We start from the raw sequence: 26,161 nt of genomic DNA on the forward strand, positions 1-26,161 counted from the left end.
TAATACACACATCATGCCAATTTTTAATGTTTAAATATCAATAAGTTAAAATCCTAGTTGGTTTTATTCTCATTTTGACTTGCAACTTGAGCGACCACAATGGTGAGTGCCGCCAATATGTAGATAGGCCAATTAAACCCTTGAGTAAGAAATGTTCCTGAGACGACAGTGCCGATCAGGCCGGCGTGTACTGCTCTCGCACAGGCGAATATTTTACATTGAGAAGCGAATTGACGATGCTGCAATGTGTCGACGGTTTTAGACGCTAAGCGAATAAGTGACAGTAAGAAAGCGATAAACGCCAATAGTCCGGCAAACCCTGTTTCAGCCAAAATACCAAACCAGGTACTGTGTACCGCGTGGTTTAATCCATCCCAGTGATCACTATAAAAGAAATAGTTGTAATAGAAGTTATTGAGTCCAACCCCGGTTAACGGGTTGTCTAGTGCCATTTTGAACGCGGCGTCCCAAGCGTAAAGTCGTCCCATTGCGGAAGCATCTATGCCTTCTTCCGCGGTGCCTCCGGAAGCGCGGTCGGAAATACCGGCAACAACATACAGTATCAGCATGACCGGAACCGCAATGGCGACCAGCAGCAGTTTTGAACGGATGTAATATCGAACAAATATTCCACCGACGGCAAGAATCCCCAGCAATCCTCCGCGACTTTGAGTCTCAAGAACGGCGGCAAACAGCGCGACGGAAGTTAACAAGGCAATAAGGCGGATAAGAGTGTTGTAGCCTCTGCTTAGAAACAAGCTAATGGCAAAAGCGAAGGGAAACATGAGGACTAAAGCGAGATCATTAGGATCGCCGAGCATGGAGCCTAATTGACGCCCAATAGTCACTCGGTTTCCCTCAACTAAACCGATCCCCGCCTGAGCATTTTGCAGAGCAATAAGTGCAATGATAAGACCGGAGATGACAATAGTGATGGAAGCATATTCTAGTTGGCGCTTTGTGTTTATAACCCATATTATCGCCAAAGACATTAGGATGATTTTCCAGTAAATAGCGTTGAAGAAGCTAATGGCAACGGGCTTGTTAGAAGCAAAAAAGAGTCCTGAAATGACCAGTAGCCAAAAAATACCTAACCAATTTAACGTTGAGGGCCAGTAAGGTTTCAGTTTGCGAGAGATAAACAGGTGCCAACATAAACCGCCAAGTGCGCCTAATGAAAGAAGCAGAGGTATTCTGAGCGAATAAAGAACTGGGATCGCTTCGTGAAGACGAAAAAAGGAGAACACCACAAAAAGAAGAACAAACCAGAATACGTGGTGAATAACCAATAGAACGCCGATTGGCAGTAACGCGAGTATAGGAACAATGGCAGGGTTTGGAACTTTAAACCATAGCAGTGTTAATCCCAGCGTCATTATGAAGGAGACGATGATGGCATTTTTATTAACTGCAGAATGCCCGTTCATAGTTTTAACTGCCGTTGTTTCAGTTTTCTCTGTTTCATCGCTCTACCCTTAACTTCTTTCACTTTTAGTACTAGCTGATTAAGCGAAAACGGTTCAGGCAATAGCCCTGAGTAACAAGCGAAAACCGCCACCAGCAGTGGTGCAACTGTCGCCATTGCCAATCGGTAGAAATCAGCGGTGACTTTTGTCGATAAAACCGCCAAAGAAAAATACCCACTCATCATTACAATAATGGGCAACAGTTTGTAGTTGAGAGGGTAGAGACTTTGGCTCGTGGTGTAGACCGAATAAAGTTTGTAGCTTTGTGCCACTAATAACGCGATAAGTATGCCCCAGATAGAGTAGTTCCAAAGCAGGACGACAAGGATTGCGCCGATACATAATGATTGGATGTTAATGTAGAGTAATCGTTGACTCTGCTGCCGATATAGCAAACCAATATTGACCAACTCAGAAGTCTCTTTCATAACCGCACAAGATAAGGGAAATATTAAGTAGAGAGAGGCATCTGAATAGGGTTCAGGAAGAGCAATTGAGATCAGAAGTGGTCCTGCGAAAAGAAGCGAAGTGGCTAAAATGAAAATCCAGACAATGCCAACATGAGTAATAGAGACCACATAGTGATCACCTTGGTTTTTCAGGCCGCCAAAGCGTTTGCCCATCCACCACATATTAAAAGGCTGAACGAGTATACACATTGCTAAAGCTAACTTGGCACTAATGGCGTAAGCGGCCAGAGAATCAAGGGAAGAGGTTAAAGCAATCAGCCATTTTTCTGCTCCATTGAGACCAAAAGCAATCAACCCTGAAAAAGCGATCGGCAGACTGTATTTTAATGCTTGTCGCGTCCTTGTTTTGTTTGGTAAACGTAACTTGAAATGGCTGGACAGGTGAAAAGCGCAGAGCTGCAATAGATGAGAGATGACTGCGGCCAATAATACGCCCGCGACCCCCATGTTCATATTTAGTACCAAGAGAATAACGACGATTTGCATCACACAGCCACCAATCGTTATGGTCACAAAATGGTTAACTTTATCTTCAATTCGTAACCAGACAAGTGTCATAGAAAGGGGAGCACTAAGTACGACACCACTCACCAATAATGCTATTTCGCTAACGCTAATTTCCGGAAATGAATGAGTAACCAGATTGACCACCAATAAGATGAATGGCAGAAAAAACAAACTACTAAGCCATACGATAGAGTAGAACTCTTCGGCGACGCTTTTCCGTTTTATTGCATCGTCCGACTCGCCGACAAATCGATATAAGGCTTCATACATGGCCAACCCTGTTATCAGCCCGGCAAATGCAGAAATACTTGCTAAGAACTCAAGACGGCCAATCTCATCAACATGCAAGGAGTGGGTGAGGAACGGCAGCATAAACAGTGACGTTGCTTTGGTAAGAAATAAGCCTGTGCTGTACATGGCGATGCTGGAAAAGGTACTGTTCATACACTATTCCTCTGCTCGGTACGGGTTATGCTTTGATGCACGGATGGTGGCGTTTGCGAACCGGTAAATTCGGTGACTATATGGTGATAGCAGATGGAGGCATGATAGTTCTGTGCGAGCTGCTGTCCTGCATGACCAATCTTCTGTATTTTTTGCGGTTGATAGGCAAGCTTTCGCAAGGTGTTTGCGAGTGAGCTAGGATTGTTTGGTTGGTATTTTAAGCAGTGAACACCCTCTTCAAGCGTCTGATCCCAATAGGCATTGTCACTGGGAATGATGACGCAAAGTCCTGCGGCTAAACTTTCCAGTATCGACAAACCAAAGGGTTCCTTTTGGCTTGTGGAAATAAATATGGAGCAACGAGAACGGATTTCATCTAGGTTGGTTGGTTTCTCGTACCAGTGTATTCCTCTATTGGGTTGCGGGGCTGAGACAATTTCTGCACTGGTCTGCTCTGGGCGTATGTAACAGATATGAAACTGAAGTTTCAGTTGGTTACCAATGAGTTTATTTGCAGAAAGGAGTGTGTCTAACCCTTTCCACTTCAGTAGTGACGCTGCCCAGAATATGTGTGTATCAATGTATTCGCATGGCGTCGGCCAACGCTGTTGATTCAGTCCGTTATCAAAAGGAAGCAGGTTCGCTCCTGTCGCGTGGAAGAGAGCGAAATCTCTGGCTGTAGTCGCAGATAGAGAGGCGCTGAAATAGCGCTCAACAGCGGCAATAATGGATGCTTTTGAACTGCGTAAATAGAATACTTTTGTCGCTTTAGTCAGGCAATAACCAATAGAACGAGAGGCAGCTACAGGGCCTTGTATAAGTTGGATCACCTTGTAGTGCGCAATGAACTGACAGAGATAAAGCGCAAGGTCAACGCCGGGGCCAGATATGCCAATTAGTGTAGTGACTTTTTGTTTATTTAAGCGAAGTTTAAACAGGGTAAATAGCAGTATCATCAGCAGTATTATCTGTTTACACCAATAACCTAATCCGCTTGTATTGGCATGAATAAACGTCGGCATAGAGTAGTAAAGAACAGATAAATCTCTATTGCTGGAGTTGTTGTTCCAACTTGTTGTATCACTGGTTAAAACGGAGATATGAACCTTACTTTCTTTACACAGATCGAGCATTTCTCGGGCTGCAATTTTGGAACCCCCAGAATAAGGCACAGGATCAAATAACAGTTTATAGCATGTGGCCTCTGAGTGTTCGGAGTGGTCCTTGTTCATCTTGCTCTCCTTGTCTATGGTCACCAACAAAGGTGATGATCAAATAACTTGGTCGTTATTAAATAGATAGGGAGCAAAGAGGGTGCCAATCTAAGTGGGTTTTAATTATATGATTTTAAAGGAATAAATAGATTGATACTGAAATGAAAAGAAAATTGTCAAATTGAATGTCAAATTGCATGTCGGTAATGATTGAGTATGTCAGGAATGACTTTGTCGGCGGAATAGTGACATTGAATGGTTTCTCTACAATTATCCTGCATGTCTGCTCGCTGTTTGGCGCTCATCGCTATCCATGAATGGAGCGCGTTTACTAATTCCACTTCCGTCTGACATAACCAGCCATTTTGATTTGAAATTATCAGCTTATTGAGTGCGCCCACATCCATGGCAATAACGGGAATCATTCTACCCATCGCTTCCAGCGCTACCATAGGTAAGCCTTCAAACCGTGAAGGAATGACCAGAACTTCTATTTGCGGCCAAACTTCTGACATCTCTTTGTATCCGGCTAAGCAGGTATTGTCTGGCGCGTCCAATTGTAAGGCTTGCCTCATTACTCCCTCTCCATATAAAACGAAGGAGTGTTGAGGAAATTCTTTCGCCAGATTAATGAACCGATCTGGCGCCTTTTCATGACTGAGTCTGCCTGCAAAAGCGATATGTTTGCCTCTATTAGGTAACGGCTCAGGCATGGAGATAAAGTTATTAAGAACAACGGTTTGAGAGGGGATTTTTTTATCGATAGCAGGACTTACAGAGAAACGCAAAGGGCTGATAAAAGCGCTATACCTATCTATAAAGTCATAAACTGCAACCATACCTTTAGGTTGTTCTCCTGCATGATAGGTTACTGCAACGGGGCAAGAAACAAAGAAACTGGCTAACTTACACAGAATACTCGCCTTATAACCGTGAGCGTGAAGAATAGAAGGTCGGTGTTGTTTAATCAGCTTAACAAGTGCAGGAAAGGTACGTTTGTTGTCGAGCAAGTTATCGATTGAGGAGTAAGGTATTCCTTCTCCAACCAGTTTTTCGATAAGTTGACTGTGCTGTTGGTACTGTTTGAGTAAAACAACTCGCACTGATTGCTGGTGGTTATGGAGCCCTTTTGCCAACTCAATAATATGGCTGTCTATGCCGCCGAATATGCGACTATCTGTCAGTAACCAGATCTCTCCGGCGGCTATTTTGGCTCTATTTGGTTGCATGTTATTCCGACTCCCAAGACTGCTTTTTTCGATACACGGTTGAGGGACTGAGTTCCAGCATGACAGCAGCGTTGAGAACATTGCCATCACAATAATCGATAGCTTGTTGTATGGTCTGTTTTTCAATTTCCCACATTGGACGAATAGCCACATCTGGCGCTGGCGATTGTACATTCACGCTGCTGTTACTGAGAATAATCTCTTCTGAAGAGTTTTGCGTGGCTTGCCCGGTGTGAGCGTGGTGTAGCATGGTTTCCTTGAGTGTGTTCTCTTCTTTTGCCACTGGTTTGTGACTTTGTGGCTTAGAAAACTGTGCAGGAAGGTGCTCTGGGCGAACGTATTTCTCGTCGTTGAGGACCACTATATTGCGTATGACATTTTGTAACTCCCGAACGTTACCCGGCCAACGATATTTCTTTAAAATGGTTTCAGTTTCTCGTTTCAGACCGATAAATTTTCTCTTATCTTGTTTGGCGTACTGTTTTAGGAAGTGGTTGGCCAGTTCAATGATGTCGCCATCACGCTCTCTAAGTGGCGGCATCTCGATAGGAATAACGTGAACACGATAATAGAGATCCTCTCGGAAGTTTCCTTTCTCAACTTCCTTCATTGGATCACGATTAGTTGCACAGATGATACGAATATTGACACGACACTCACTGTTGCTTCCTAACGGGGTAAAGGTACCTGTTTGCAAAAAACGCAGTAGCTTCTTCTGCATCTCCAGTTCCATTTCACAAAGCTCATCGAGAAAAAGGGTGCCGTTATTAGCCATCATAGCGGCGCCTTTGCGATCTGTTGTGGCTCCGGTGAATGCGCCTTTTACATGTCCAAAAATCTCACTTTCTAGCAAGTCTCTAGGTATCGCACCACAGTTGATCGCGACAAACGGTTTCTTTTTACGATCGCTTTGCTGGTGTATCGCTTCTGCGCACACCTCTTTACCGGTACCACTTTCGCCACTGATAAATACGCTGGCGGTGGTAGGAGCAACAGCATCAATGGTTTTATACATGGTTTGCATGACAAGGCTGGAGCCAATGAACCCCTGAAATGTCGAACGATCTAGTGACGATTTGAGATCGTCTACTAGGTTCATGAGCTTGGCGTTTTCAAGGTTAACGGCAATGGAGGCTTTTAGTCGCTCGGCTTTTATCGGCTTTTCAAGAAAATCTTTAGCACCACTTTGAATCAGGTTTACCGCAACATCAATTGAGCCATGAGCAGTCGCAATAATAATGGTTGTTGGGAATTGATTTTCTTGTACCCATTCAAGAATTTCTTGTCCTGATATATCCGGCAATTGAAGATCAAGAATGACAAGCTGGGGCAGGTACCACTCAATAAACTGTTTCGCCTCGCGGCCGGTTTCTACGTGGAATAGTTCATAAGGTTCATTTTTTACATACTCCTTATAAAGTATGGCTAGCGACGTTGAGTCTTCTACTAAGAGAACTTTTGTATTCATAGTTATTCCTTGATAGCAGCTTCAAATCCTTTCTCTTTTCTTATATTGAGTTGTGTGAAAGAACGTTCAGCGAGTTCTTTTAATTGTGCCGTTAATGTTAATGCTTGTTCATAATCCTCGTTTTTACAACATGACTCTATTGCTCGGGAAAGTTGTGACAGTGCGTTATTCCCTAAAGCCAGTGCAGAACTACCAAGAGTATGGGCTTCATATTGTAATGTATCAAAATCATTCTCATATGCAGAGGTTAGCATACTAGATGTGTGGTGTTCCGCTTCTATTAGATAATGTTCAATCAGCATGGGCATGACATCCGCGCTAGTGTCTTTAATCATTTGCTGGAGAGTCTGTTCATCAACAATGGTGTCTGTTGTTATTTCAATCTGTTGTTCACTCATTGGCTCTCCTAATGGTTGTGATGACGGGCTCATCAACGGGTCAGATTCTGCTTTTATAGCTGCTGGTTCATCGTGCTCTAGAAGAGACGATGGTTGTTCTACACCTGCAATATATTTATTTAGCATATTGATCATATTAGAGCGCTTTACAGGCTTGGATAGATAGTCGGTCATTCCTACCGCGAGAAACTTTTCTTTATCTCCCGTTAATGCGTGAGCCGTAAAGGCGATGACTTTTAGAGAGGCAATAGTGGGATTGTCTGAGGCTCTTATTCGCCGGCAAGCTTCTAGTCCATCCATCTCTGGCATGGAAATATCCATAAAGACTAAGTCGTAACTACTTTCATTTATTTTTTCCAACGCTTGTATGCCATTGCTGGCAATATCGATCTCTATTCCAAGATGACTGAACATTGTCTTAACGACCAGCTGATTGGCGACGTTGTCTTCCGCCACCAGTATTTTGCTTTTTTTGCACTGAGGAAGGAGAGATGTAGGTTGCACCTGTTCAGTATTTTCACCCTCAGAAGCGACTTGAAACGGAATGGTAAAAGTAAAACGGCTACCTTCATCCACAATGCTGTCGACACTTATGCTGCCGTCCATTAGATCCGTAAGCTGCTTACAAATGGCTAACCCTAATCCGGAGCCTTGGTATCTTCTTGAGTAGGTTTGATCGGCCATGGTGAACTCATCGAACAAGTGGGGCAGTGCGTCCTCTTCTATTCCTATGCCCGTATCGATAACCTGACATTGAACAATGGCGTGCTCTGCGCTGCGTTCCACACAAGACACCTCAATAACGATTTCACCCTGTACGGTAAACTTTAAGGCATTGCCTACCAGATTGAGGATGATCTGCTTGTAACGAGTGTCATCCCCAATGACCCAAACTGGGAGATCATTCTTATTGATTTTAAGTTCTATGCCTTGATTAATGGCGATGGGATGTAATGTTTGATAGATGGTGTCGATGCTTTTTTCTAAGTTAAACGTGTTATGTTCAATAACAAAATTGTTTGCTTCCATTTTGGAGAAATCCAAAATGTTATTAATTAGAGAGAGCATCAACTGCCCAGACTCTTTGGCGGTGTTGATAAGTTTGATCTGCTGTTTGGTTAAATTTGATTGTTCTACCGAAGAGAGCAAACCAATTACCCCGTTCATTGGTGTTCTTATTTCGTGAGACATGGAAGCTAAGAAACGACTCTTTGCTTCATTTGCGTGTTCCGCTTCTTCTCTGGCCTTTTGTTGTTCGCTATAACTCTCTGCTAGATTCCGTGACATTTGATTAAAAGATTCAACAACTTCTCCTAGCTCGTCCTTATAGGGAACCTCAAGCTGGTAACCTGGACCATGCTTGCTAATGATTGTGGTGGCTTTTCTTAGCTTCACTAAATTTCTAGTTAAGTAAGTTCCTAGGATAAAAGAGAACAGCGCGACAAGGGCGACTTCTAAAGAGGCGAGCGCTATGATGGAATTTCTCGCCTGTTTAAGCAGAGAGTCAATGGCAGTGGTTGCGAACCCTATCTCTATCGCGCCATATACAATGTTGTCACTGACGATATCCACTCTGGTGTCATAAATACCGTCGACAACCATATCCAAACTGTGGTCAATACGGTTTTCTTGTTTGAGAAGAGCAGGGTCACCACCGGAAGCTAGCGTTCTCCCGGCGGAGATAATACGCACATAGCGAACATCTTCTAGTTCAATAATGTCGTTAACCAGATCATCAAGAGTCGCAAGATCCATAACCAGAACGGAATCTTTTACCGCATGAGAAAACATAGTAGTGGTCGCGTATGCTCGTTGAATTAGCTGCTTCTCGTTTGAGTTGCCGAGAAATGAAAGGGCACTGAAAATCAGTATAACCAGCAAGATGATTTCTATAGCGGCTATACCGATGATGGTTTTGGTTCTAAAGCTGATCATCTCAATGTCACCTAATCCAATAAATGAATATTGAGTGCACGGACATCATCCCAATCGCTGTTATTTGCTTTTACAAAACCTTTTATTTTCAAAGGCTCGATGAGCATGCGTCCTTCTGGGCTGTCAGCTAAATGGGCAAAAAAGTCATCGATTTTGGCTTTTAACGTCGGCGGAAAGTTTGGATGGGCCGCGATGGCGTGAGGCGTATAACCTTGCGTCGTCCAGATTGGGGTTAACTGATCGCTGATGTTTGGATCTATGGCATTAAATGTTCTTTGGATACCCCCGCCAGCTTTATAAAACCCTCTTTCTACGCCCAAGTATACCGAGTCGTGGGAAGAGACGTATTTTGGCGTGAAGTGAACGCCTCTCTGAGCCAAGTAAGCTCTTGTTAGAATACTGGCGGCAAATGCGGCGGGAGATGGAAAGGCAAGCTCTTGTCCATTAAGCTGATTGACAGACTCAATGCCACTGTCTTTTCTTACCACAATGATGCCTCGAATTTTTTTATCCTTTGCTTTGGCGACGGCTTGATAGCCGGGTTTATCATTGAATACAACGAAGTGGTATGGATTCATGTAAGCTAAATCATATGCTCCTTCATTTACTCTTTTCTCAAATGTAGGTATATCTGTTGCTGTGGTGAACAAGAATTGATGACCGACTTCTTTACTCAACTGCTGCAAAATGGGGGTCCACTGCTTAGCGAGCCTCGTAGCTGACTGTTGGGGCACAACAGCAAATAGATATTGCTCTGCCTTTACCGAAGCGGTTGTGACTATCCATAGAAGAGATACGCCATAAAGCCATGTTCTCATACCAGTCCCTTTGAGTTATTTGTTCTTTTTCAATTGCTTGTCTAATAAATACTAGTTTAATGATCTCGGTTTTGTAAGATTGCAGACCATTTAACTCTGCATATTAATAAACCCGTTATCCTTTACGTGGCTTTTGAGCCAGCTAAGCCAATGGTTAGGAAGCCAAGAGAATCGATTTATTTCCCGCTGGATTTCTTGTGAAAGAGTTGGCTGTAATCGCTGATTTAAAACGGTACCAAGAAGATTAATGTCGCCCAGATTGAGTAGTTTTAGTGCTTTTTGAATCTCTGGTTTAGTTGTTCTTCCGGCGGATACCGAGAGTAGGGTATTGTCACAGGCGGCAGCGACCAGATTGGCGGGAATATTGCCTCTGTTCTGTTGAAGCAGAGGGGATGTGTCCACTACGATACGTTGATACTCTTTAAGCCAGATTTCTAACTGCTGATTGAGAAAAACACCTTTACGCATCTCAAGTAGGCTTGCGGTATCGAGATTGCAGCACAGCCCTTGAAAACAGCGATTTGAGTTTTTCTCGCTGATCAGCGTGATATCACCAGATAGAGAGTGCTGGTCTACTGGCGAAAAAGATGGCCTATGAAGGTTAAGATCAAGCAGGAGCGTTTTATATCCAGCAAGAAGGTAACGCTCTGCAATGGCCATCGCTAGAGACGTTACTCCGGCTTTAGCATGGCAGGCCGTAACACAGAGCGTTTTACAGTGTGCCGTTTCTGCCATTATAAACAGTTGCTCAGTCTCACTATGTAGCGCGGGTATGCTCATCATATTGCTCCTGCTAAAACGATGGTGGTCACCAATTGCAGTACGTCGGTTAAGCCTGCACGAAATTTCTCGGCAAAGCTGTCACTCTCATCTGGGATGAAAATGGTGTCTCCTGCTCTTAGAAGTGGCAGCTGATAGATGTTGGCGGTTTTGCTAAATTCAATCAGGTCAAAGGTTCTGGCTTGATTTTGACAACATGAAACATTCACAATGGTTATCTTCTCTAGATACGCTGTGTTTGAGGGGCCTCCCGCTTGTGCCAGTAAGTCGAGTATGGTCATGGTGTCATCAAACTGGTAACGACCGGGTTTGTTAATCGCGCCCAACACTCGGACGGTCTGTTCTTTAGGTCTTTCCAGCCAGTTACGGTCTTTTTCTGGAATAAAAATGGTGTCGCCAGTGTTGACGTCTGGCAGTAAGCTCTCGTCGCCAGTTTCAAAGTAAAGGGATAAGTTTAGCTTGCTGATTTTCGCATAGCGTTTGTCTCGGTGAGTTACACGGATATTATGAATGTCCGCATCACCAGTGGGTCCATCCGCAGCAGAAAGTATATCGAGGAAATGCATTTCGTTTTTAAAGCGGTAACGTCCGGGAGCATTGACTTGCCCAAATACATAGATCGACCGTTCAGAGCTTTGACGTACCCATTGAGATTTGTTGTCTGATGGATCCTGAGGTAAGTCATGGATTCTGATGATAGCTCCGGTGCTGATCTTTGGAAGCTGTGCGGATGGCGCACCATTTCTAATAAATGCGTCTAAGTCGAACACTTGCATTTCTGATTGACTTGAAGAGGGAATGATCTCTATCTGGCTAGTATCTGCGCGTAAAGTTGGGCCTCCAACGTGAGCAAGAAGATCCATGAAATCCATCTCATCTGCCCATTCGATTCGTCCGGGACGAACCACTTCACCAATCACTCTTACCGCTCGGTTTGGCGACACTTTTAGCCAAGACTTCTCGTTCATATCTGTTTTTTCAGGAACAAAAATAGCATCACCTGCCGAAATTTGTGGTAGTGAGCTGGTTAGTCCTTCGGTGTAGGCGGTGAGATCGAAGTTAACCACACGACCACTCGCTTTTATAATTCGAATCTGTCTAGATTCCGCAAATCGGGTTGGGCCACCAGCGTTGGCAAGAATATCCATGAAAGTGGCTTCTTTTTTACTCTCATAAGCCCCCGGTGCTGCGACCTCTCCCATGACATAAACTACGTTGGCGCCGGATTTAATCTCTTCTTCCTGTTTTGGCACAAAAATAGTGGTTCCGGGCGTTAACCGTGGTAGAAAGTCGTCATTTCCCGTGTCCAGATAGCGCTTAAGGTTGAAAATAGAAGGTTGGCTACCTGCAATAACACGAATTTGCTCGACACTCGCATATCGAGTGACACCGCCAGAGCGCATTAAAACATCAACCAGTGTGATTTCCGGTTTGTAACTGAAGGTACCGGGAGAGTTTACTTCTCCGAATACTTTTATGCCGGTTTTTTGGTCTGAGCTGTCGCCAGAGTTGGCTTGTACTGCTGGATCAAAGTCTTGTTCGATATTGCCAACAAGAGGAGAGGCAGGGACAAACAGGACATCTAACGTTTTCAGCGTTGGCAGCAGCGATGGGTCGCCACTGTCGAGATAATCTTTATAGTTGAACTCTATAAGAGTTTCATTGCGGCGAAGTTGCAATTTATTAAGTTGAGCCCCAGCACGTATTCCGCCAGCGGCATGAAGTGCACTTTGAATCGTCGCATAATGGGGAAGGTTTAACTCTCCCGGACTTTTAACATAGCCCTGAACGGTAATGAGCACCTGTTTCTCTTCAATATAGACATCTGCGCTGGATACATTTCTATAGACACTAGAGAGACGTTCAATGATGAGCTCTTTAGCTTGTAGACTGCTGTATCCCGCGATAAGAACGGGACCAATTTCTGGCAGAGTAATATAGCCTCTACGGTCTACCTGAAACTCTTGGTTAAAATCTTCTTCTCCTGCGAGATTAATTCTAAGCAGGTCGCCGATTTGTACCGGAGCTTGTTCAGAAGCGATGCACTGAAAAGAGAGAATCATTAATAAGATGGATTTAATAATGGTTTTCATTGTTGCTCTCCTTTGCTCGTCGTCTCTGAGTAAACTTCGATGCTGACTCTACGGTTAGTTAGCCTTACACCTGCGCTTTCACCTTCAAAAATTGGGTTGTCAGAACCAACTGAACTGACCTTGATTCTCTGTTTTTCTAAGCCGAATATGGCGAGGTATCGTTCAACTTGCTGAGCACGTTGCAGGGCAAGTTTATTGTTATAGGTTTTATCGCCAGTCGCATCTGCGTGTCCTGTAATCATTAAGCTCAGCTCAGGGCTCTGTTTAAGTGATGCTGCGGCCTCTGCAAGTCGACCCATGTATTTAGGATTGATATCACTTGAGTCAAAGGCGAATTGGTTATCAGCGTTGAGTAGGTTATAGATGTTCTCAATGCTTTCTGTCGAAGAGGCGAGCTGCTCTATGTTGCTTGGTGGGACGCATTTGGCCTGAGTGGTAACGTAGCTGAGATCTTGTTCAAGCTCGCTCAATCTCTTTCTCTGGATGATTAAATCATTAGCCGCGTCTCTATGTAGGCCAGCTTCCAGTTCACGAGCGATTCGATCTTGTCTCATTCGGCTTTGAACAACCGCGGCTGGAAAACACATGTCGGCGCCGTCTTGGATAAGGATATCAAGGTGAAGTTTTGCCAATTGCCAGTCAAACCTCAGTCCATGCTCCGGACCTAATGGTTGATCTGGCATGACAGGAGAAAACCCCGAGGAGGTGTAGTTTTCTGCCATTCCACCTTGACCATGTTCTGGGTAGCTACTGCACCCAGACAATCCAGCCATAAGTAGTATTGGTAATAATGAAAGTAATCTCATGCCATTCTCCTCGTTATCTTTCAGGCTAGTGTTTAGAGTTGATAGGAATCGCGTTACCAATTCTAAGTAGGCTGAAAATTTCCAGAGGTTGACCGGATGCATTGGTAATACGTAAGTGACGTTCTTTTTCGATTAAACGTTTGTAGAAATAGACAATGGCACCAACACCAGACGAATCAAGAAAGGCCACATGCTTCATATCAACTTCGATTTCTGGATGCAGGTCTTCGGACAAAACTTTATCTATATGTGGTAGGGCGGTTTTACTGCCATTTGCATCGAGATCCCCGCTAAGTAATAGGGTTAGGACGGTTTGGCTAGTTTCAATTTTTCTTAGTTCCATGGTAAGTCCTCTTTACGGTTGTGACTTTAAATTAAGTCGTCGATATAAGAGTAAGCAGCATGCATGCCAAAATATAAATTCAATCTATTCAATCAGTTAGGTTGTTGTTGGCTTCGGTTTGGTAAGTTGGTCATGGTGATTCTCAATTTGAGAATCGAATTGACAATAGACAACGGGGTAGTGAACTAGGGCTTTATTATTACAGTAACGTTGAGCAGAGCGATTATGCAAAGAGATGATTAGCGGTTTGTTGACATTTAGGTTTGAAAAATAGTCAGCTATTGCTCATGCTTACTCTAAATACGTTTTTTCCAAAGGGATTGATGAGTGAAGGGAATCATTTTTACAGAGTTCATGCAGTTGGTAGAAGAAAAATTCGGCCTAGAGACGTTAGATAACGTTTTAGATGCTGCGACGGATGAAGGCGTATATACCACTGCGGGGTCCTATGATCACCGTAGCTTGGTTAAGTTGATTATCGCTTTAAGCAACAAAACGGGTATACCCGCAACAGATCTCCAAGAGGTATTTGGAGAGAGTGTGTTTGATAATTTGTATAGCACCATTCCAAATCAAGCGGGACTTAAGGAGTGTCAAACTGCTTTCCAGTTTATTCGTCATGTAGAGGATTATATACACGTAGAAGTAAAGAAACTCTACCCAGACTCTAACCCGCCAAGTTTTGATTTTATTAGTGAAACTGAAACTGAAATGATGTTTGACTATCGAAGTGTTCGCTGCATGAGCCATGTCTGTTTTGGTTTGGTTAAAGGGTGCGCGAGTCATTTCAATGAGCAGATAGTCATCACCATGAATCCGGTCGATGAGGCTGGTAAGCAGGTTCGTTTTTCGCTGGTTAGGAGTTAGGGGCATATGAATGAGTTAGTGCACCTTGAGCGCAAACTCAAGCGTGAATCAGCGGCCAGAAAAGCAGCAGAAAAGCTGCTAGAAGATAAGAGCTTAGAGTTATATCAGCTCAATCAACAGCTTCAGTTAGCCATGAGCCAATTAGAGAAGCGTTCCGCGCAACATCTGCGTAAGCTTGAATTTGAAGAGTACATCGATAAAGTTCTCATCAGTTTTGGCCGCTCTTTTCTTGAGAAAAAACTCAACGAGGTGCAACTGCATTCATTGGTTAGAAGGATTGCCTATAACCCTGTCGTGACGGATGTTCTATTGCATATCAATGTAGAGGTCTTTGATAGCTTGTCATTAAGTGAATATGGCAATTTGGAACTTCAAGGGTGTGAGAATCAGTTATGTAAAATGAGTTGCTGGAATGGAGAACGATTATTCCTACCTATAATGTTTGAAGGTAAACAAGCAGCAGGTTTTGTGTTTGTTGTCGACTCTAGCGAGGTAGACCAAGATACTATCCTGAACAAACTCACCTTAGTTGGAGAGTTAATCAGAGTTGCGTTAATTCGGAGTTTGGTGTGGCAACAAGAAGTGGAATTGCGATTACGTGCCGAAGAGTCTGATAAGGCGACAAAAGAGTTTGTCGCCATGATAAACCATGAGTTAAGAACACCGTTAAATGGAGTATTGGGAAGTGTGGATTTACTTCAACGCACTGCGCTTTCAGAACAACAACAACAGTATTTAGGCAACTTAGTTCAGGGGGGAGAGTTGCTGCGAGTGATCATAAATGACTTGCTCGACTTTAGTAAAATGAATGCAGGGATGATGGAGATTGTACCCAAGCATTTTCTCTGGAGCCGCTTAGAAGAGTCTATTAATGGAATTTTTGCAGCCAAATCTGCCGAAACAAATGTATGTTTCATCATCAGTACCAATAATATCCCTCCTGTGCTATTTGGTGACTTGGACAGAATTAAGCAGATACTGGTTAATTTGATAGGTAATTCATTTAAATTTACAACAGAAGGTGAGGTGAGGCTAAATGCCAGCTGGTCAATGGGCTGTTTAAGCTTCGATGTTGTCGATACTGGAATAGGGGTTCCGGAATCCGCATTAGGTGCGCTGTTTGACGCGTTTGTGCAGGTGGACAGGTCGAGTCGTCGAGCACATGAAGGCTCAGGGCTTGGTTTAGCCATATGTAAAATTTTGACCGAATTGATGGAAGGTGGAATAGAGTGTGAGAGTGAGTTAGGAAAAGGCACGACATTTAAAGTACAGATAGCGATTCCCGAAGGTGATGAGAGTCAGTGTGCTGATGGTTCAATGGCCATTGAGAGTGTGGATATAGATTGGAAAAAACTGAAGATACTCGTTGTGGATGACGCCAGCCTTAACCAAATAATAGTGAAAGAGATGTTAGGAAAAATGGGGATTGAGCCGCATACATGTTGGAACGGGTTAGAAGCAATAAATGCCGTTAGCTCCGTTGACTATGATCTCATCTTTATGGACTGCCGTATGCCGGAAATGGATGGCTTTCAAGCAACACAGCAGCTAAGAAAACAGGGCGTGGCCACACCTATTGTGGCATTAACCGCCAGTTCTACCCTCGAAGAACGGCAAAGGTGTATCGACGTCGGTATGAACGACATACTAATCAAACCCTATACCGCAAATGAACTGAAGCAGACGGTGACTCATTGGGTAGGTTAGCCTATGCAGCAATCAATAAAACTCGCCCTTTGGGAGCACATCAACACGCCCATTTTTGCGGCAGATAATCTTGAAAGGGAATGCCATTCCTTCAATTATCTTTCTTGAACTGAACTTGTTGATGTTGTTCTGAATCCTGCATCTTGAGGTCACTTGAGTATAGATAAGAAAAATAAATTAATATATTAACAGATTGGTTTGTTTTAACTTTATTCTTTAGTTTGAGTTTTAATATTTAATCAAAGATGTCTCGATTAAGATGTTATCGATTTTTATTATGCTTTTTATTTTAACTGTTAGTTCTATGTCATGAAATTTCAACTTAGTTCTATTGCTGACAATAAATTGACAAAATAATCACATTCCTTTGTTAGATTAATTTTAGTAATTAAATATTGATAAATATGTATCGCATAGTTGAGGTGAATATATGAATAAGGTGATTAATGCAATAGGAATGGCAATAATAATTGGTAAATACATGGTTTTTGCGCTTTTAGCAGGTTTAACGATAACGACAGGTGTTAGTGCGGCAGATCCGGCTTTAATGCTGGTATTTGAAGGTAACGATTAAACAAACCTATATTTATAAATAAAAAAGGCAGCCTTATGGCTGCCTTTTTTATTATTCAGACTATTTCTAGGATTATTGTTTAAGAACTTAGTAATATTTCAATTATCTGGATGAATGATTCCTTATGTCTAACTAACCGCATGAATGATTTGGCCTTTAATGGCTGGAAAGCCTCGGAAATACTGAGTTTATAATTCTGTTAGGACGTAATGTTATTTACATTTTGTTTCAATTGTATCGGATCAATTTGGCAATTTAGGTGAAATGCTTGATTTTAATCAATGAATGCTCCTGAACTGCGCTTGTGCTATCCAAATAATAATTACACGAATAATTTTTTTAGTTAATTTAATGGCTGTCCCAAATATTCTTAAATTATATTTCTCTCTCTTTATGGATTGGAGTTCAATTTATTTTGTACTAGTGTGCAAGTATTTATATTGAGTGAGAGAGGAATATCTTTGTTAGTTGCTTGTTATTATTTGCTGTATTGGCAGGTAAGCGGCTGACTTATTTTCTATTGGAGAAAACAATGACAAAAAAATGGTTTATTGAAGAGGTTGATAATACCTTATCTATGATGGGTACAACAGTTGAGCAAGGTTTATCAACAGACGAAGTGAAAGAACGTCAGGCTCAATATGGTGCGAACGAATTAGATGAGCAAGATAAAAAATCCGCGCTTGAACTTTTTTTACATCAGTTCAAAAACCCGCTGATTTTTATTTTGGGAATAGGCGCAATCGTCTCTTTTTTTACTGGCCATATAATTGATGCTGTTGCAATCACAGTAATTATATTTATTAACGCCATTATTGCTTTTTGGCAGGAGTTTAAAGCTCAAAAAGGAATGGAAGCACTGCGTGAAATGGCAGCACCCACCGCGCAAGTGAGACGTAATGGTGAATGGGTTGATGTACAGGCTAAGGAACTGGTTCCCGGTGACATATTAAAAGTTAATACGGGTGACATTCTTGCCGCCGACATTCGCATTATTGAATCGAATAGACTGTCTATCGATGAAGCGGCATTGACCGGAGAGTCCGAGCCTGTTGATAAGTCATCAGCTGCGCTAGAGGATGATCATATTGGTCTTGGCGATCAAGTGAACATGGGCTTTATGACCACTATGGTGACGTCAGGTAGTGGTGTCGGTGTTGTTACCACAATTGGTATGCAGACCGAAGTTGGTCATATTGCCGATATGATGAGCAACACAGAAGAAACAAAAACGCCAATGCAAGAGCGTATGGATACCATTGCTAAGATTTTGATGGTGGCTGCATTGGGCGTTGTTGCGGTAATTTGTGCTATCGGGCTTACTTATGGAATGCCTTGGCTGGAAATTCTTAATACTGGTATTTCACTTTCAGTTGCAGCAATACCTGAAGGATTACCAACGGTTATCTCTATCGTATTAACGATGGGTTCTGCCCGCATGGTCAAGAACAATGCGCTAGCAAAAAGCCTATCAGCAATAGAAACTCTTGGCTCAACAACGGTTATTTGTTCCGATAAAACCGGCACCTTAACCCAAAACCAAATGCAAGTTATGAAAGCCTATGACGCAAGCGGTCGTCAGTGGGAAGTCAGTGGCAAGGGGTTCTCTCCGGAAGGTGAGTTTAAACCTGTGTCACACGCTACAAAAGTGAACGACAGCCCTGAAATGCTACATGGGTTGACGGTAGCAACTTTATGTAATGAAGCGGAATACATTCAAGATGGAGATAACTCACGCGTTCGTGGTAATCCAACTGAGGGTGCGCTCATTGTTGCTGCAAGTAAAGCCGGTCTAAACCAGCAAGAAATTAAAGACAGCGGTATGTTTACCATTGTGGAAAGATACCCATTTGATTCTGCTCGTAAAATGGCGTCTGTCATTGTCCGCTCACAAACGGGACAGCTTTTCCTCGCCATTAAGGGAGCACCAGATGTTGTACTTGGTAAAGCTTCTGCGTTCATGTCTGATGGCGCGATCATTGACCATTGTGCGACATCAACAGACGGAAACCTAGCCCTTGCAACTAATCCTGCAGAAGAGTTAGTGATCAACTACGAAGCAGCAATACATGATTTTGCTGACCAAGCGTTACGTACTCTTGCGGTTGGTTACCGTGAACTGTCCGAAGAAGACCTGAAGAAGGATCCAGAAGAGCTAGAGAAAGACGTTACCATTCTAGGCCTGTTTGGCATCATGGATCCACCACGTCCTGAAGTTCGTGAAGCTATTGATAGCTGTTATGACGCAGGTGTAAGAACAGTAATGATCACCGGTGACCATGCGGTGACAGCGGCAGCGATTGCTCGCGATATCGGCATCATCCGTAGTGAGGAAGATAAGGTCGTAACTGGTAGTGAACTGGATGATATGAGCGATGACGATCTTCGTGAAATCTGTCCACAGGTTGCCGTGTTTGCTCGTGTAACACCAGAGCATAAACTGCGCATCGTACAGGCGCAGCAATACAACAACGAAGTTGCCGCAATGACAGGGGATGGCGTTAATGACGCTCCAGCACTTCGTCGAGCGGATATCGGTGTTGCAATGGGCATCACAGGAACATCGGTGGCTAAAGATTCGGGTGATCTTATTTTACTGGATGACAACTTTAGCACCATTGTGAAAGCGGTTCGCCAAGGGCGTCAGATATTCGATAACCTGCGTAAGTTTATCCGTCAAGCGTTAACCGCTAACGTAGGTGAAGTCTCGGTTATTCTGTTTGCATTTCTGGCAATGGGACCAGAGGCGATTTTGCCACTGACTCCATTAATGATTCTCTGGATTAACCTGGTTTCTGATGGTCTTCCTGCACTTGCTTTAGGTGTTGAGCCTGAAGAGAAAGATTTGATGGAGCGTAAACCTCGTAAACGTAACGAAGGCTTCTTCAGTGATCACCTAGGTACGCGAATTGTGGTACGTGGTTTAGCATTAGGCGGAATGAGTTACCTAGCATTTAGTTGGGCTCTGCAAGCTGGCTATGGCTCGGCGTATGCGCAAACAATGGCATTTATGATGTTGATTTTTGCTCAACTGTGGCACCTGTTTGATTCAAGAACATTCACGTCGCTGTTCCGTAAAAATCCATTCACTAACACCAAGCTGTTAGGTGCGGTTGCTCTATCTGCAACGTTATCACTGAGTGTTATCTACTCTGGTATCGGTCAAGTGATTTTTGGTACTGAAGCATTAAGTGGAACGCATCTTATTGTCGTTATTCTGGTTTCAGCTCTACCAACAATTGTCCTGTCAGGACTGAAAGAGCTAACCAAAACGAAGTTTGTTTAAATTTTAGGGGTGAGAAATCTATCTCACCCCTAAACATAAGTATCACAAGCAAAATAAGGGGTAAACATGAGAGATGAAGATAAGGCGAACAAAACCTTTGCGAAGTTCTTCTTGGGTTATTTTGGTAGTTTGACTTTAATAGCAAGCTGCTCAAGTTAATCCGTCCCGTTTAAACCAAACTACAGCCATTGAATTCAGTGGCTGTTATTTTTCGGAGTAGCTTGATGTATAAAGTACTTATCTATTCTATTTTACTACTGAGTGGGCTGGTAATGTCACAGTTATTGCCCGCTCTTATTGATAGCTACGCTAGCTTTAAGCCCGCTATCCTAGTCCTGACGATGATAGCGCTGAGCTATATCATGATAAACGTTGGGCGTGAGTTCGAAATCAATAAGAATAACCTGAAACAATATGGCTGGGATTATGTGGTTGCAATGACAACCGCCACCTTTCCTTGGCTTGGTGTGACACTCTACTTTCTGTTTGTTCTTTTTCCACAAAGTATGTGGAGCAACGCAGATGTATGGAAAGAGTTATTTATCATAGGCCGTTTTGCTGCCCCTACCTCTGCTGGCGTGCTGTTTGCTATGTTGGCGGCTGCGGGCTTAGGAGCCACTTGGGTTTTTGCTAAGGCAAGAGTGCTGGCAATATTTGATGATCTCGATACCGTGTTATTGATGATCCCTCTCTCTATTCTCGTGATTGGTTGGAATCCGATGATGGGAATTACAGTGGTGCTGATGTTCGCTATGTTGGCGTTAGGTTATTACTATTTGCACCAATGGAAGATTCCGTCTAGTGCTCCAATGCTTTTGATCTATTCGATTGTCATTGCGTTAGCGTGTGAGCTTTTCTATATCAAGTCGAGTGTGCATTTCGAAGTGTTGCTACCCGCATTCGTTCTAGGTTGTTTGATGAAATCTCAACATCAGTCCAAGCGTGACGAAAGCGTATCAACGGCGGTGGCTGGTAGCTTTATGGTTCTTGTAGGGCTTTCTCTTCCGCAGGTGTTTGGTTCGGTAGAGCCCGTTGTGGAATCAACAAGCTTAATAACAACCGTCGACTCTATGGGAATTCGTGAAATTGCGAAACATGTTCTCTGGATCACTCTTATCGCTAACATAGGAAAAATGTTTCCGCTATTTTGTTATAGAAAAGAGGCTAGCCTAAAGGAGCGTTTAGCCCTTTCATTAGCAATGTGTCCGCGAGGAGAAGTGGGAGCAGGTGTTATCATGATCAGCTTAAGCTACGGTTTTGGTGGACCGATTATCACCATCTCAATGTTAGCATTGGCGCTAAACTTGATCATGACAGGTGGGTTCATTCTGGTCGTGAAAAAACTGATTGAGCCAGACCCTATTTCCGTTGCGATAAAACCTTCGCAAACGACCGCTTAAATTAACTTGGGGGAGCTTTCCCCCATTTTCCCCGAATAAAACCCCATCAAATCGGGAAAACATGAATCTACAAAGTGAACTGGTTGGCGTTGCGGATTTCCGGATTGCGAGACTACGGAAACTAACAGTGGGGACAGTCGTCTACTTTAAACTGATTTCATCATTTTCTGGAATGATGGGCACTCTAAGTGAGATGGTTCTGGGCAATTTGCGACATGATTAAGACTATCTCGTATAGCTTGTAACCGTTTAATCTGCGCATCAATTTCTATCGTTTTTTGCGTGAGTAATGCTCGATCGATCGCCAATTCATCGTTTTTATCGAACATCGCTGAGATTTCACTTAGCGACAATCCCGCCATTCGTCCCAAAGAGATAATGCTCAATTTGTTCAATACATTTTGTGCGTACTGCCGCCGAAGCCCTTTTCTACCTATAGGCTGAATAAGCCCAAGCTTTTCATAATATCTCAGTGTTGAAGGTTTTAACCCAGACTCACGAGACACCTCTGCAATATCCATAAAATTCACCCTTGACTTAAAGTCGACTTCAAGTTGTATCATGCTTGCAATCTATCAAATTCTTGAAGAAATACAATAAGGAATATCGCTTGGATATATCAATTTGGTTACAAACAATTCTGGTGGGTATTGGCGCCACTGTAATTATGGATGCATGGGCTTTGTTACAAAAACGACTATTAGGTATTCCATCTCTTAACTACGCACTTGTAGCACGATGGGTAGTTTTAATTCCAAGGGGAAAACTAATGCATCGGCCAATCATGGCTACGCCACCAGTCAAGGGAGAAGTGTTTTTTGGTTGGAGCCTACATTATTTGATAGGCATTGTTTTCGCTTTGATTCTTGTATTACTGATGGGAGAAGCGTGGCTTGCTGATCCAAGTATGATTGTCGCTCTGAACACCGGTATTGTGACCCTGATTTTTCCTTTCTTCATCATCCAACCTTGCCTAGGCTTTGGGATTGCAGCAAGTAAAACGCCCTCTCCGTGGAAGGCTAGGGGATTAAGCTTATTAGCACACAGTTTCTACGGATTAGGCCTATTTGTGACTGCAGTTATCCTAAAGTGAATCCACCTGCCTTTTGAAGGAAATAGCGTTATTTTTTTAAATGATGCTTTTTTCCTTTACTCCATCTATCCATTTGGGAGTTACCCATACTGAAGCAATGGCGGTTTGATACTGCGCAAAATGAGTAAAAGAAACTAACACATCTGGACTTAGTTACATAAAGCGACGGTCCCTTTAAAAAGCTTCGGATTCACAATTGCATATCCATGCTCGCGACTCTACCAGAAACCTAAGTTAGTTCTCATTAGAAAATCTTGCATGGAAAGGTGATAGTTCATTGCCTTGAAGTGTTAGAGGTTGATAAAGCTCAGGTCTGCGACCTCGAATCCAACGTTTACCCGTACACATATCCAACTCTTCTGCCTTTAAATCTGCAATGACCATATCGTTATCAACACTATCTGTTTCAACAAGTGTCTGTCCGTATGGATTTAGTATCATTGCATTTCCAGTTCTGACTTCATCCATATCAACACCCACACCATTACTGAATATTAGAAACATTCCGTTGTCATGAGCGCGTGCTGGTAGCCAACGCATTAGCCATTCACGTCCTTTTGGCCCTTGCATTTCTGCCCGAATAGCCTCGGGATTTTGTTTGCGATTAAACCATAGTTGAGTGTCGATGAGCCCCATAGCATTTGGGCTACGAGAATGACAACCACCAGTTTGATGCGGCGCAATGAGAATATCAGCACCTTTTAACGCGGTTATCCGAACATTCTCGACTAAATTGTTATCCCAGCAGATAAGTACACCAACGCGGCAGCCATGTGGTGTGTCAAATACCGTGTACTCATTGCCACTGGCCATGTATTTGCTCACGAAGGTATGAAGCTTACGATGTTTAGCAACTTTCCCATCAGGCATCGCCATAATGTAACTGTTGTAGAGGTTTCCCGCTTCATCCTTTTCGATTAAGCCTACACCAATACTTATGTCGTATTTTATAGACATATCCGTCAAAACTTGGCTAGTTTCTCCTTGAGGTACAAACTCCGCCAAAGATTGAATGCTTGCTCTACTTAATCGTGAAACGTGCCAGTACCCAGCAACGCACATTTCAGGGAAGACAATAATCTTCACATTTTGCATTGCTGCTTTTTCTACGTAGTGCTCAATAACAGACAAGTTGTACGCCTTGTCATTGGCTCGGTGATTAAATTGTACTGACGCAACACGCACATCTTTCATAAGGGTTTTCCTCTGCTGTTTCGATTTGATGGTGTCAGTATAAAAATCCCGTTACATTCCGTATAATGAAGAATATTCCCAAATCAATGAGATATTGGAATGAATATTGATCAATTGCGTACGTTTTGTCAGTTAGCCGAAGATGGTAATTATCGTGTCGCCTCTGAACATCTGTGCATTACACAGTCGGCCTTAACTAAAAAAATTCAGCGTCTTGAGGCGCATTCAGGAGTTTCTCTGTTTGATAGAGGGAGAAAAGGGGCTTGTTTGACTCAGGCAGGAATGACTCTATTACCTGAAGCCAAGCGCATGATTGCAAGCTTTGAATCCTTCCAAGCTTTAACGGACTTAGTGGCCGAGGGAACAACAGGTTATTTGAACATTGGCTTTGGAATATCCTCCTATCATTTAGCTCCGCAGTACATCGCTCAGTTCAAGCTCATGGCTCCGAATATTCATATCACACTCAACGACATGCCGTCACAACGTCAAGCGAAAGCAATACTTCGTGGTGAACTTCAGCTCGGATTTAATCGGCTTCCAGTTGTGGCGCCATTAAAAGGTATGAAACTGTCTTCTGACCATTTGGTTGTCGCTGTCCATCGAAGTCGAATCATAGATGAAAGCAAGTTGTGGGACTCGTTGCGTCATTTAGATTATTTAAGACTAAATCCATCGCGTGGACAGGGGCTGAACCAGCAGATAAAAGAACTACTTGTGGAGCACAAACAAGTTTTGCAGCCAGTCCAAGAAGCGGATGATATTTTGACGCTTTTAGCTTTAGTTTCTGCGAACCTAGGTTTTACCATTGTCCCCGCCAGTGTTGAACAGATCGCTAATGATAGTGTGGCGTTTATTTCATTACGTGGTGTGAGTGCCAAATGGGATGTAGGCTTAATTTGGAATGAAGATATGGATAACCCTGCCAGAGATAATTTTATTAAACTTATCGAAAAATAGAAGGATAAGTTTTTAGATGTAGTGGTGTTTTCTCTCGCCTTATTTTAAAAACATAACATCAATTTAAATTCTAACTCTATCCAGTTCCTGTTTAACATTATGTAGGGCAGTGCTAGATAGGGCCATAACAGTTGGCGTTTGTTAAGGTGGAAATACTCCTATCGGTGTTACTGTCTATTAATAACTCAGTTCATTTAAGTATGATTTGACTTACATTTTCTTATGCTAATACAGTGTAAGAAAACTTGGTAGATTCAGGTTCGTACTTGCACGACAATTAGATGTTATGAGTATGGTAGGGATTTTCAATGGATAAGGAGTTGGATTGGAGAACTGGACGAAACAAGATTGCTATGATGCCATGACGTTGTTCGTGGATTACTACATTTGTGGCTTTTGTTTCTGAGCCTGTATACTCATAATTAACAATTCAAACCGACCAAACACGTGTGGCACTTTAAGTCTGCGATGAGTTTGGTGTTTAAGGTGATATACAGAAATGGCATTTATCTGTTTTTGGTAGTATTAGTTGGGTGTTAGGGATATATGAATAATAAACTCAGTATTTCGGAAAAAGGACTTTATCGACGAGTTGATGAAATCCTATTTTACCTTTGGGATCCTATTGGTGTTTGTGACATACCAATGGCTCGTGATGAATATCACTCATATCTGCCACAAGTGTTCAAGCTCTTACTTAATGATTCTAAAGATCATGAAATTTCGGCATACCTAATTAAAGTAGAATTAGGTTCCATGGGCTTGTCTACCAATAGTAAAAAAACTCTGGAAGTAGCTAGATTACTAATTGAAACTAAAGAAGCAATGTTGGTCTAATTTCTCATACAAGCGTTATAAGGTAACAAAATTATTTTTCTAATCCGATATGGTTGCTTGAGAGCAATACTCAGAATGCGTTTATGCAACCTTTTTGGGCTGGTTACACTTGGTATTTTTGATAAAAATGGTTTTGTATTTAAGGTTGAATAGCTTTAGGTAGATTAAAAAACGATGTCTAAAGGAGTTTAAATAGACAGTTTTCTTATATTAAACATATAAATACATCCATATCAGTGGATGTATGATGCTAATAATAGTATGGTGCCATT

General features: G+C 42.7%; 21 protein-coding genes. 8 read left to right on the forward strand and 13 right to left on the reverse strand.

The genetic code is table 11. The annotated features are described in order from the left end of the window. Nucleotides 1-53 precede the first annotated feature (53 nt). The 11 genes from CHJ_RS20235 to CHJ_RS20285 form a co-directional block, all read right to left on the reverse strand. Nucleotides 54-1,427, reverse strand: coding sequence for an O-antigen ligase family protein (locus CHJ_RS20235; RefSeq protein ID WP_317918805.1), 1,374 nt, complete (start codon nucleotides 1,425-1,427; stop codon nucleotides 54-56). Next, nucleotides 1,424-2,887: a lipopolysaccharide biosynthesis protein gene (locus tag CHJ_RS20240; RefSeq protein ID WP_317918806.1), complete on the reverse strand. Its 1,464-nt coding sequence runs from the start codon at nucleotides 2,885-2,887 to the stop codon at nucleotides 1,424-1,426. Before CHJ_RS20240 ends, CHJ_RS20235 begins: the two co-directional genes overlap by 4 nt. Continuing rightward, entirely contained in the window at nucleotides 2,884-4,119 is a 1,236-nt protein-coding gene (locus CHJ_RS20245) for a glycosyltransferase family 4 protein (RefSeq protein WP_317918807.1), read from the reverse strand. Before CHJ_RS20245 ends, CHJ_RS20240 begins: the two co-directional genes overlap by 4 nt. A 170-nt stretch (nucleotides 4,120-4,289) precedes the next feature. After that, nucleotides 4,290-5,330, reverse strand: coding sequence for a glycosyltransferase (locus CHJ_RS20250; protein WP_317918808.1), 1,041 nt, complete (start codon nucleotides 5,328-5,330; stop codon nucleotides 4,290-4,292). Nucleotide 5,331: 1 nt separating this feature from the next. Next, on the reverse strand, nucleotides 5,332-6,798 hold the full coding sequence (locus tag CHJ_RS20255) for a sigma-54-dependent transcriptional regulator (protein WP_317918809.1): 1,467 nt from the start codon (nucleotides 6,796-6,798) through the stop codon (nucleotides 5,332-5,334). 2 nt (nucleotides 6,799-6,800) lie between these two features. Beyond that, on the reverse strand, nucleotides 6,801-9,131 hold the full coding sequence (locus tag CHJ_RS20260) for an ATP-binding protein (protein WP_317918810.1): 2,331 nt from the start codon (nucleotides 9,129-9,131) through the stop codon (nucleotides 6,801-6,803). Nucleotides 9,132-9,142: 11 nt separating this feature from the next. Then, the gene (locus CHJ_RS20265; protein ID WP_317918811.1) at nucleotides 9,143-9,949 is read right to left on the reverse strand and encodes a PhnD/SsuA/transferrin family substrate-binding protein; all 807 of its coding nucleotides are present in this window, start codon (nucleotides 9,947-9,949) and stop codon (nucleotides 9,143-9,145) included. 90 nt (nucleotides 9,950-10,039) lie between these two features. After that, a complete protein-coding gene (locus CHJ_RS20270; protein ID WP_317918812.1) occupies nucleotides 10,040-10,732 on the reverse strand; it encodes a chromosome partitioning protein ParA in 693 nt (230 codons plus the stop codon). Further along, entirely contained in the window at nucleotides 10,729-12,822 is a 2,094-nt protein-coding gene (locus CHJ_RS20275) for an SLBB domain-containing protein (protein WP_317918813.1), read from the reverse strand. The genes CHJ_RS20270 and CHJ_RS20275 overlap by 4 nt, the downstream gene beginning before the upstream one ends. Continuing rightward, nucleotides 12,819-13,628 carry an OmpA family protein gene (locus CHJ_RS20280; RefSeq protein WP_317918814.1) on the reverse strand — a complete coding sequence of 270 codons (810 nt, stop codon included), beginning with the start codon at nucleotides 13,626-13,628 and terminating at the stop codon, nucleotides 12,819-12,821. Before CHJ_RS20280 ends, CHJ_RS20275 begins: the two co-directional genes overlap by 4 nt. Before the next feature lie 25 nt (nucleotides 13,629-13,653). Then, nucleotides 13,654-13,971, reverse strand: coding sequence for an STAS domain-containing protein (locus CHJ_RS20285; protein ID WP_317918815.1), 318 nt, complete (start codon nucleotides 13,969-13,971; stop codon nucleotides 13,654-13,656). Nucleotides 13,972-14,298: 327 nt separating this feature from the next. On the opposite strand from CHJ_RS20285, the gene CHJ_RS20290 reads away from it, so the two are divergent. The 5 genes from CHJ_RS20290 to CHJ_RS20310 all read left to right on the forward strand — a co-directional run bounded on the left by CHJ_RS20290 (nucleotide 14,299) and on the right by CHJ_RS20310 (nucleotide 21,805). Beyond that, the gene (locus tag CHJ_RS20290) at nucleotides 14,299-14,838 is read left to right on the forward strand and encodes a heme NO-binding domain-containing protein (protein WP_317918816.1); all 540 of its coding nucleotides are present in this window, start codon (nucleotides 14,299-14,301) and stop codon (nucleotides 14,836-14,838) included. 6 nt (nucleotides 14,839-14,844) lie between these two features. After that, nucleotides 14,845-16,545 (forward strand): response regulator, encoded by a 1,701-nt coding sequence (locus CHJ_RS20295; protein ID WP_317918817.1) that lies wholly within the window; start codon nucleotides 14,845-14,847, stop codon nucleotides 16,543-16,545. A gap of 430 nt (nucleotides 16,546-16,975) precedes the next feature. Continuing rightward, nucleotides 16,976-17,119 (forward strand): hypothetical protein, encoded by a 144-nt coding sequence (locus tag CHJ_RS20300; protein ID WP_171753953.1) that lies wholly within the window; start codon nucleotides 16,976-16,978, stop codon nucleotides 17,117-17,119. Nucleotides 17,120-17,651: 532 nt separating this feature from the next. Next, entirely contained in the window at nucleotides 17,652-20,405 is a 2,754-nt protein-coding gene (locus CHJ_RS20305) for a cation-translocating P-type ATPase (protein ID WP_171753698.1), read from the forward strand. 224 nt (nucleotides 20,406-20,629) lie between these two features. Next, a complete protein-coding gene (locus CHJ_RS20310; RefSeq protein ID WP_171753697.1) occupies nucleotides 20,630-21,805 on the forward strand; it encodes a sodium:proton antiporter in 1,176 nt (391 codons plus the stop codon). 146 nt (nucleotides 21,806-21,951) lie between these two features. Here the strand turns inward: CHJ_RS20310 and CHJ_RS20315 are convergent, their stop codons facing one another. Next, complete coding sequence (locus tag CHJ_RS20315; protein ID WP_171753693.1) at nucleotides 21,952-22,326, reverse strand: helix-turn-helix domain-containing protein; 375 nt, start codon at nucleotides 22,324-22,326, stop codon at nucleotides 21,952-21,954. Nucleotides 22,327-22,415: 89 nt separating this feature from the next. Between CHJ_RS20315 and CHJ_RS20320 the strand changes: the two genes are divergently transcribed. Then, nucleotides 22,416-22,898: a DUF2938 domain-containing protein gene (locus CHJ_RS20320; RefSeq protein ID WP_317918818.1), complete on the forward strand. Its 483-nt coding sequence runs from the start codon at nucleotides 22,416-22,418 to the stop codon at nucleotides 22,896-22,898. A 234-nt stretch (nucleotides 22,899-23,132) separates the two neighbouring features. Here CHJ_RS20320 and CHJ_RS20325 read toward each other — a convergent pair whose 3' ends face one another. Then, a complete protein-coding gene (locus CHJ_RS20325; RefSeq protein WP_317918819.1) occupies nucleotides 23,133-24,092 on the reverse strand; it encodes a nitrilase family protein in 960 nt (319 codons plus the stop codon). 99 nt (nucleotides 24,093-24,191) lie between these two features. Between CHJ_RS20325 and CHJ_RS20330 the strand changes: the two genes are divergently transcribed. Beyond that, nucleotides 24,192-25,052, forward strand: coding sequence for a LysR family transcriptional regulator (locus CHJ_RS20330; protein ID WP_317918820.1), 861 nt, complete (start codon nucleotides 24,192-24,194; stop codon nucleotides 25,050-25,052). 546 nt (nucleotides 25,053-25,598) lie between these two features. Then, the gene (locus CHJ_RS20335; protein WP_317918821.1) at nucleotides 25,599-25,889 is read left to right on the forward strand and encodes a hypothetical protein; all 291 of its coding nucleotides are present in this window, start codon (nucleotides 25,599-25,601) and stop codon (nucleotides 25,887-25,889) included. Nucleotides 25,890-26,161: the final 272 nt, after the last annotated feature.

It is taken from the genome of Vibrio sp. MACH09 (assembly GCF_033238805.1).
GTDB lineage: Bacteria > Pseudomonadota > Gammaproteobacteria > Enterobacterales > Vibrionaceae > Vibrio.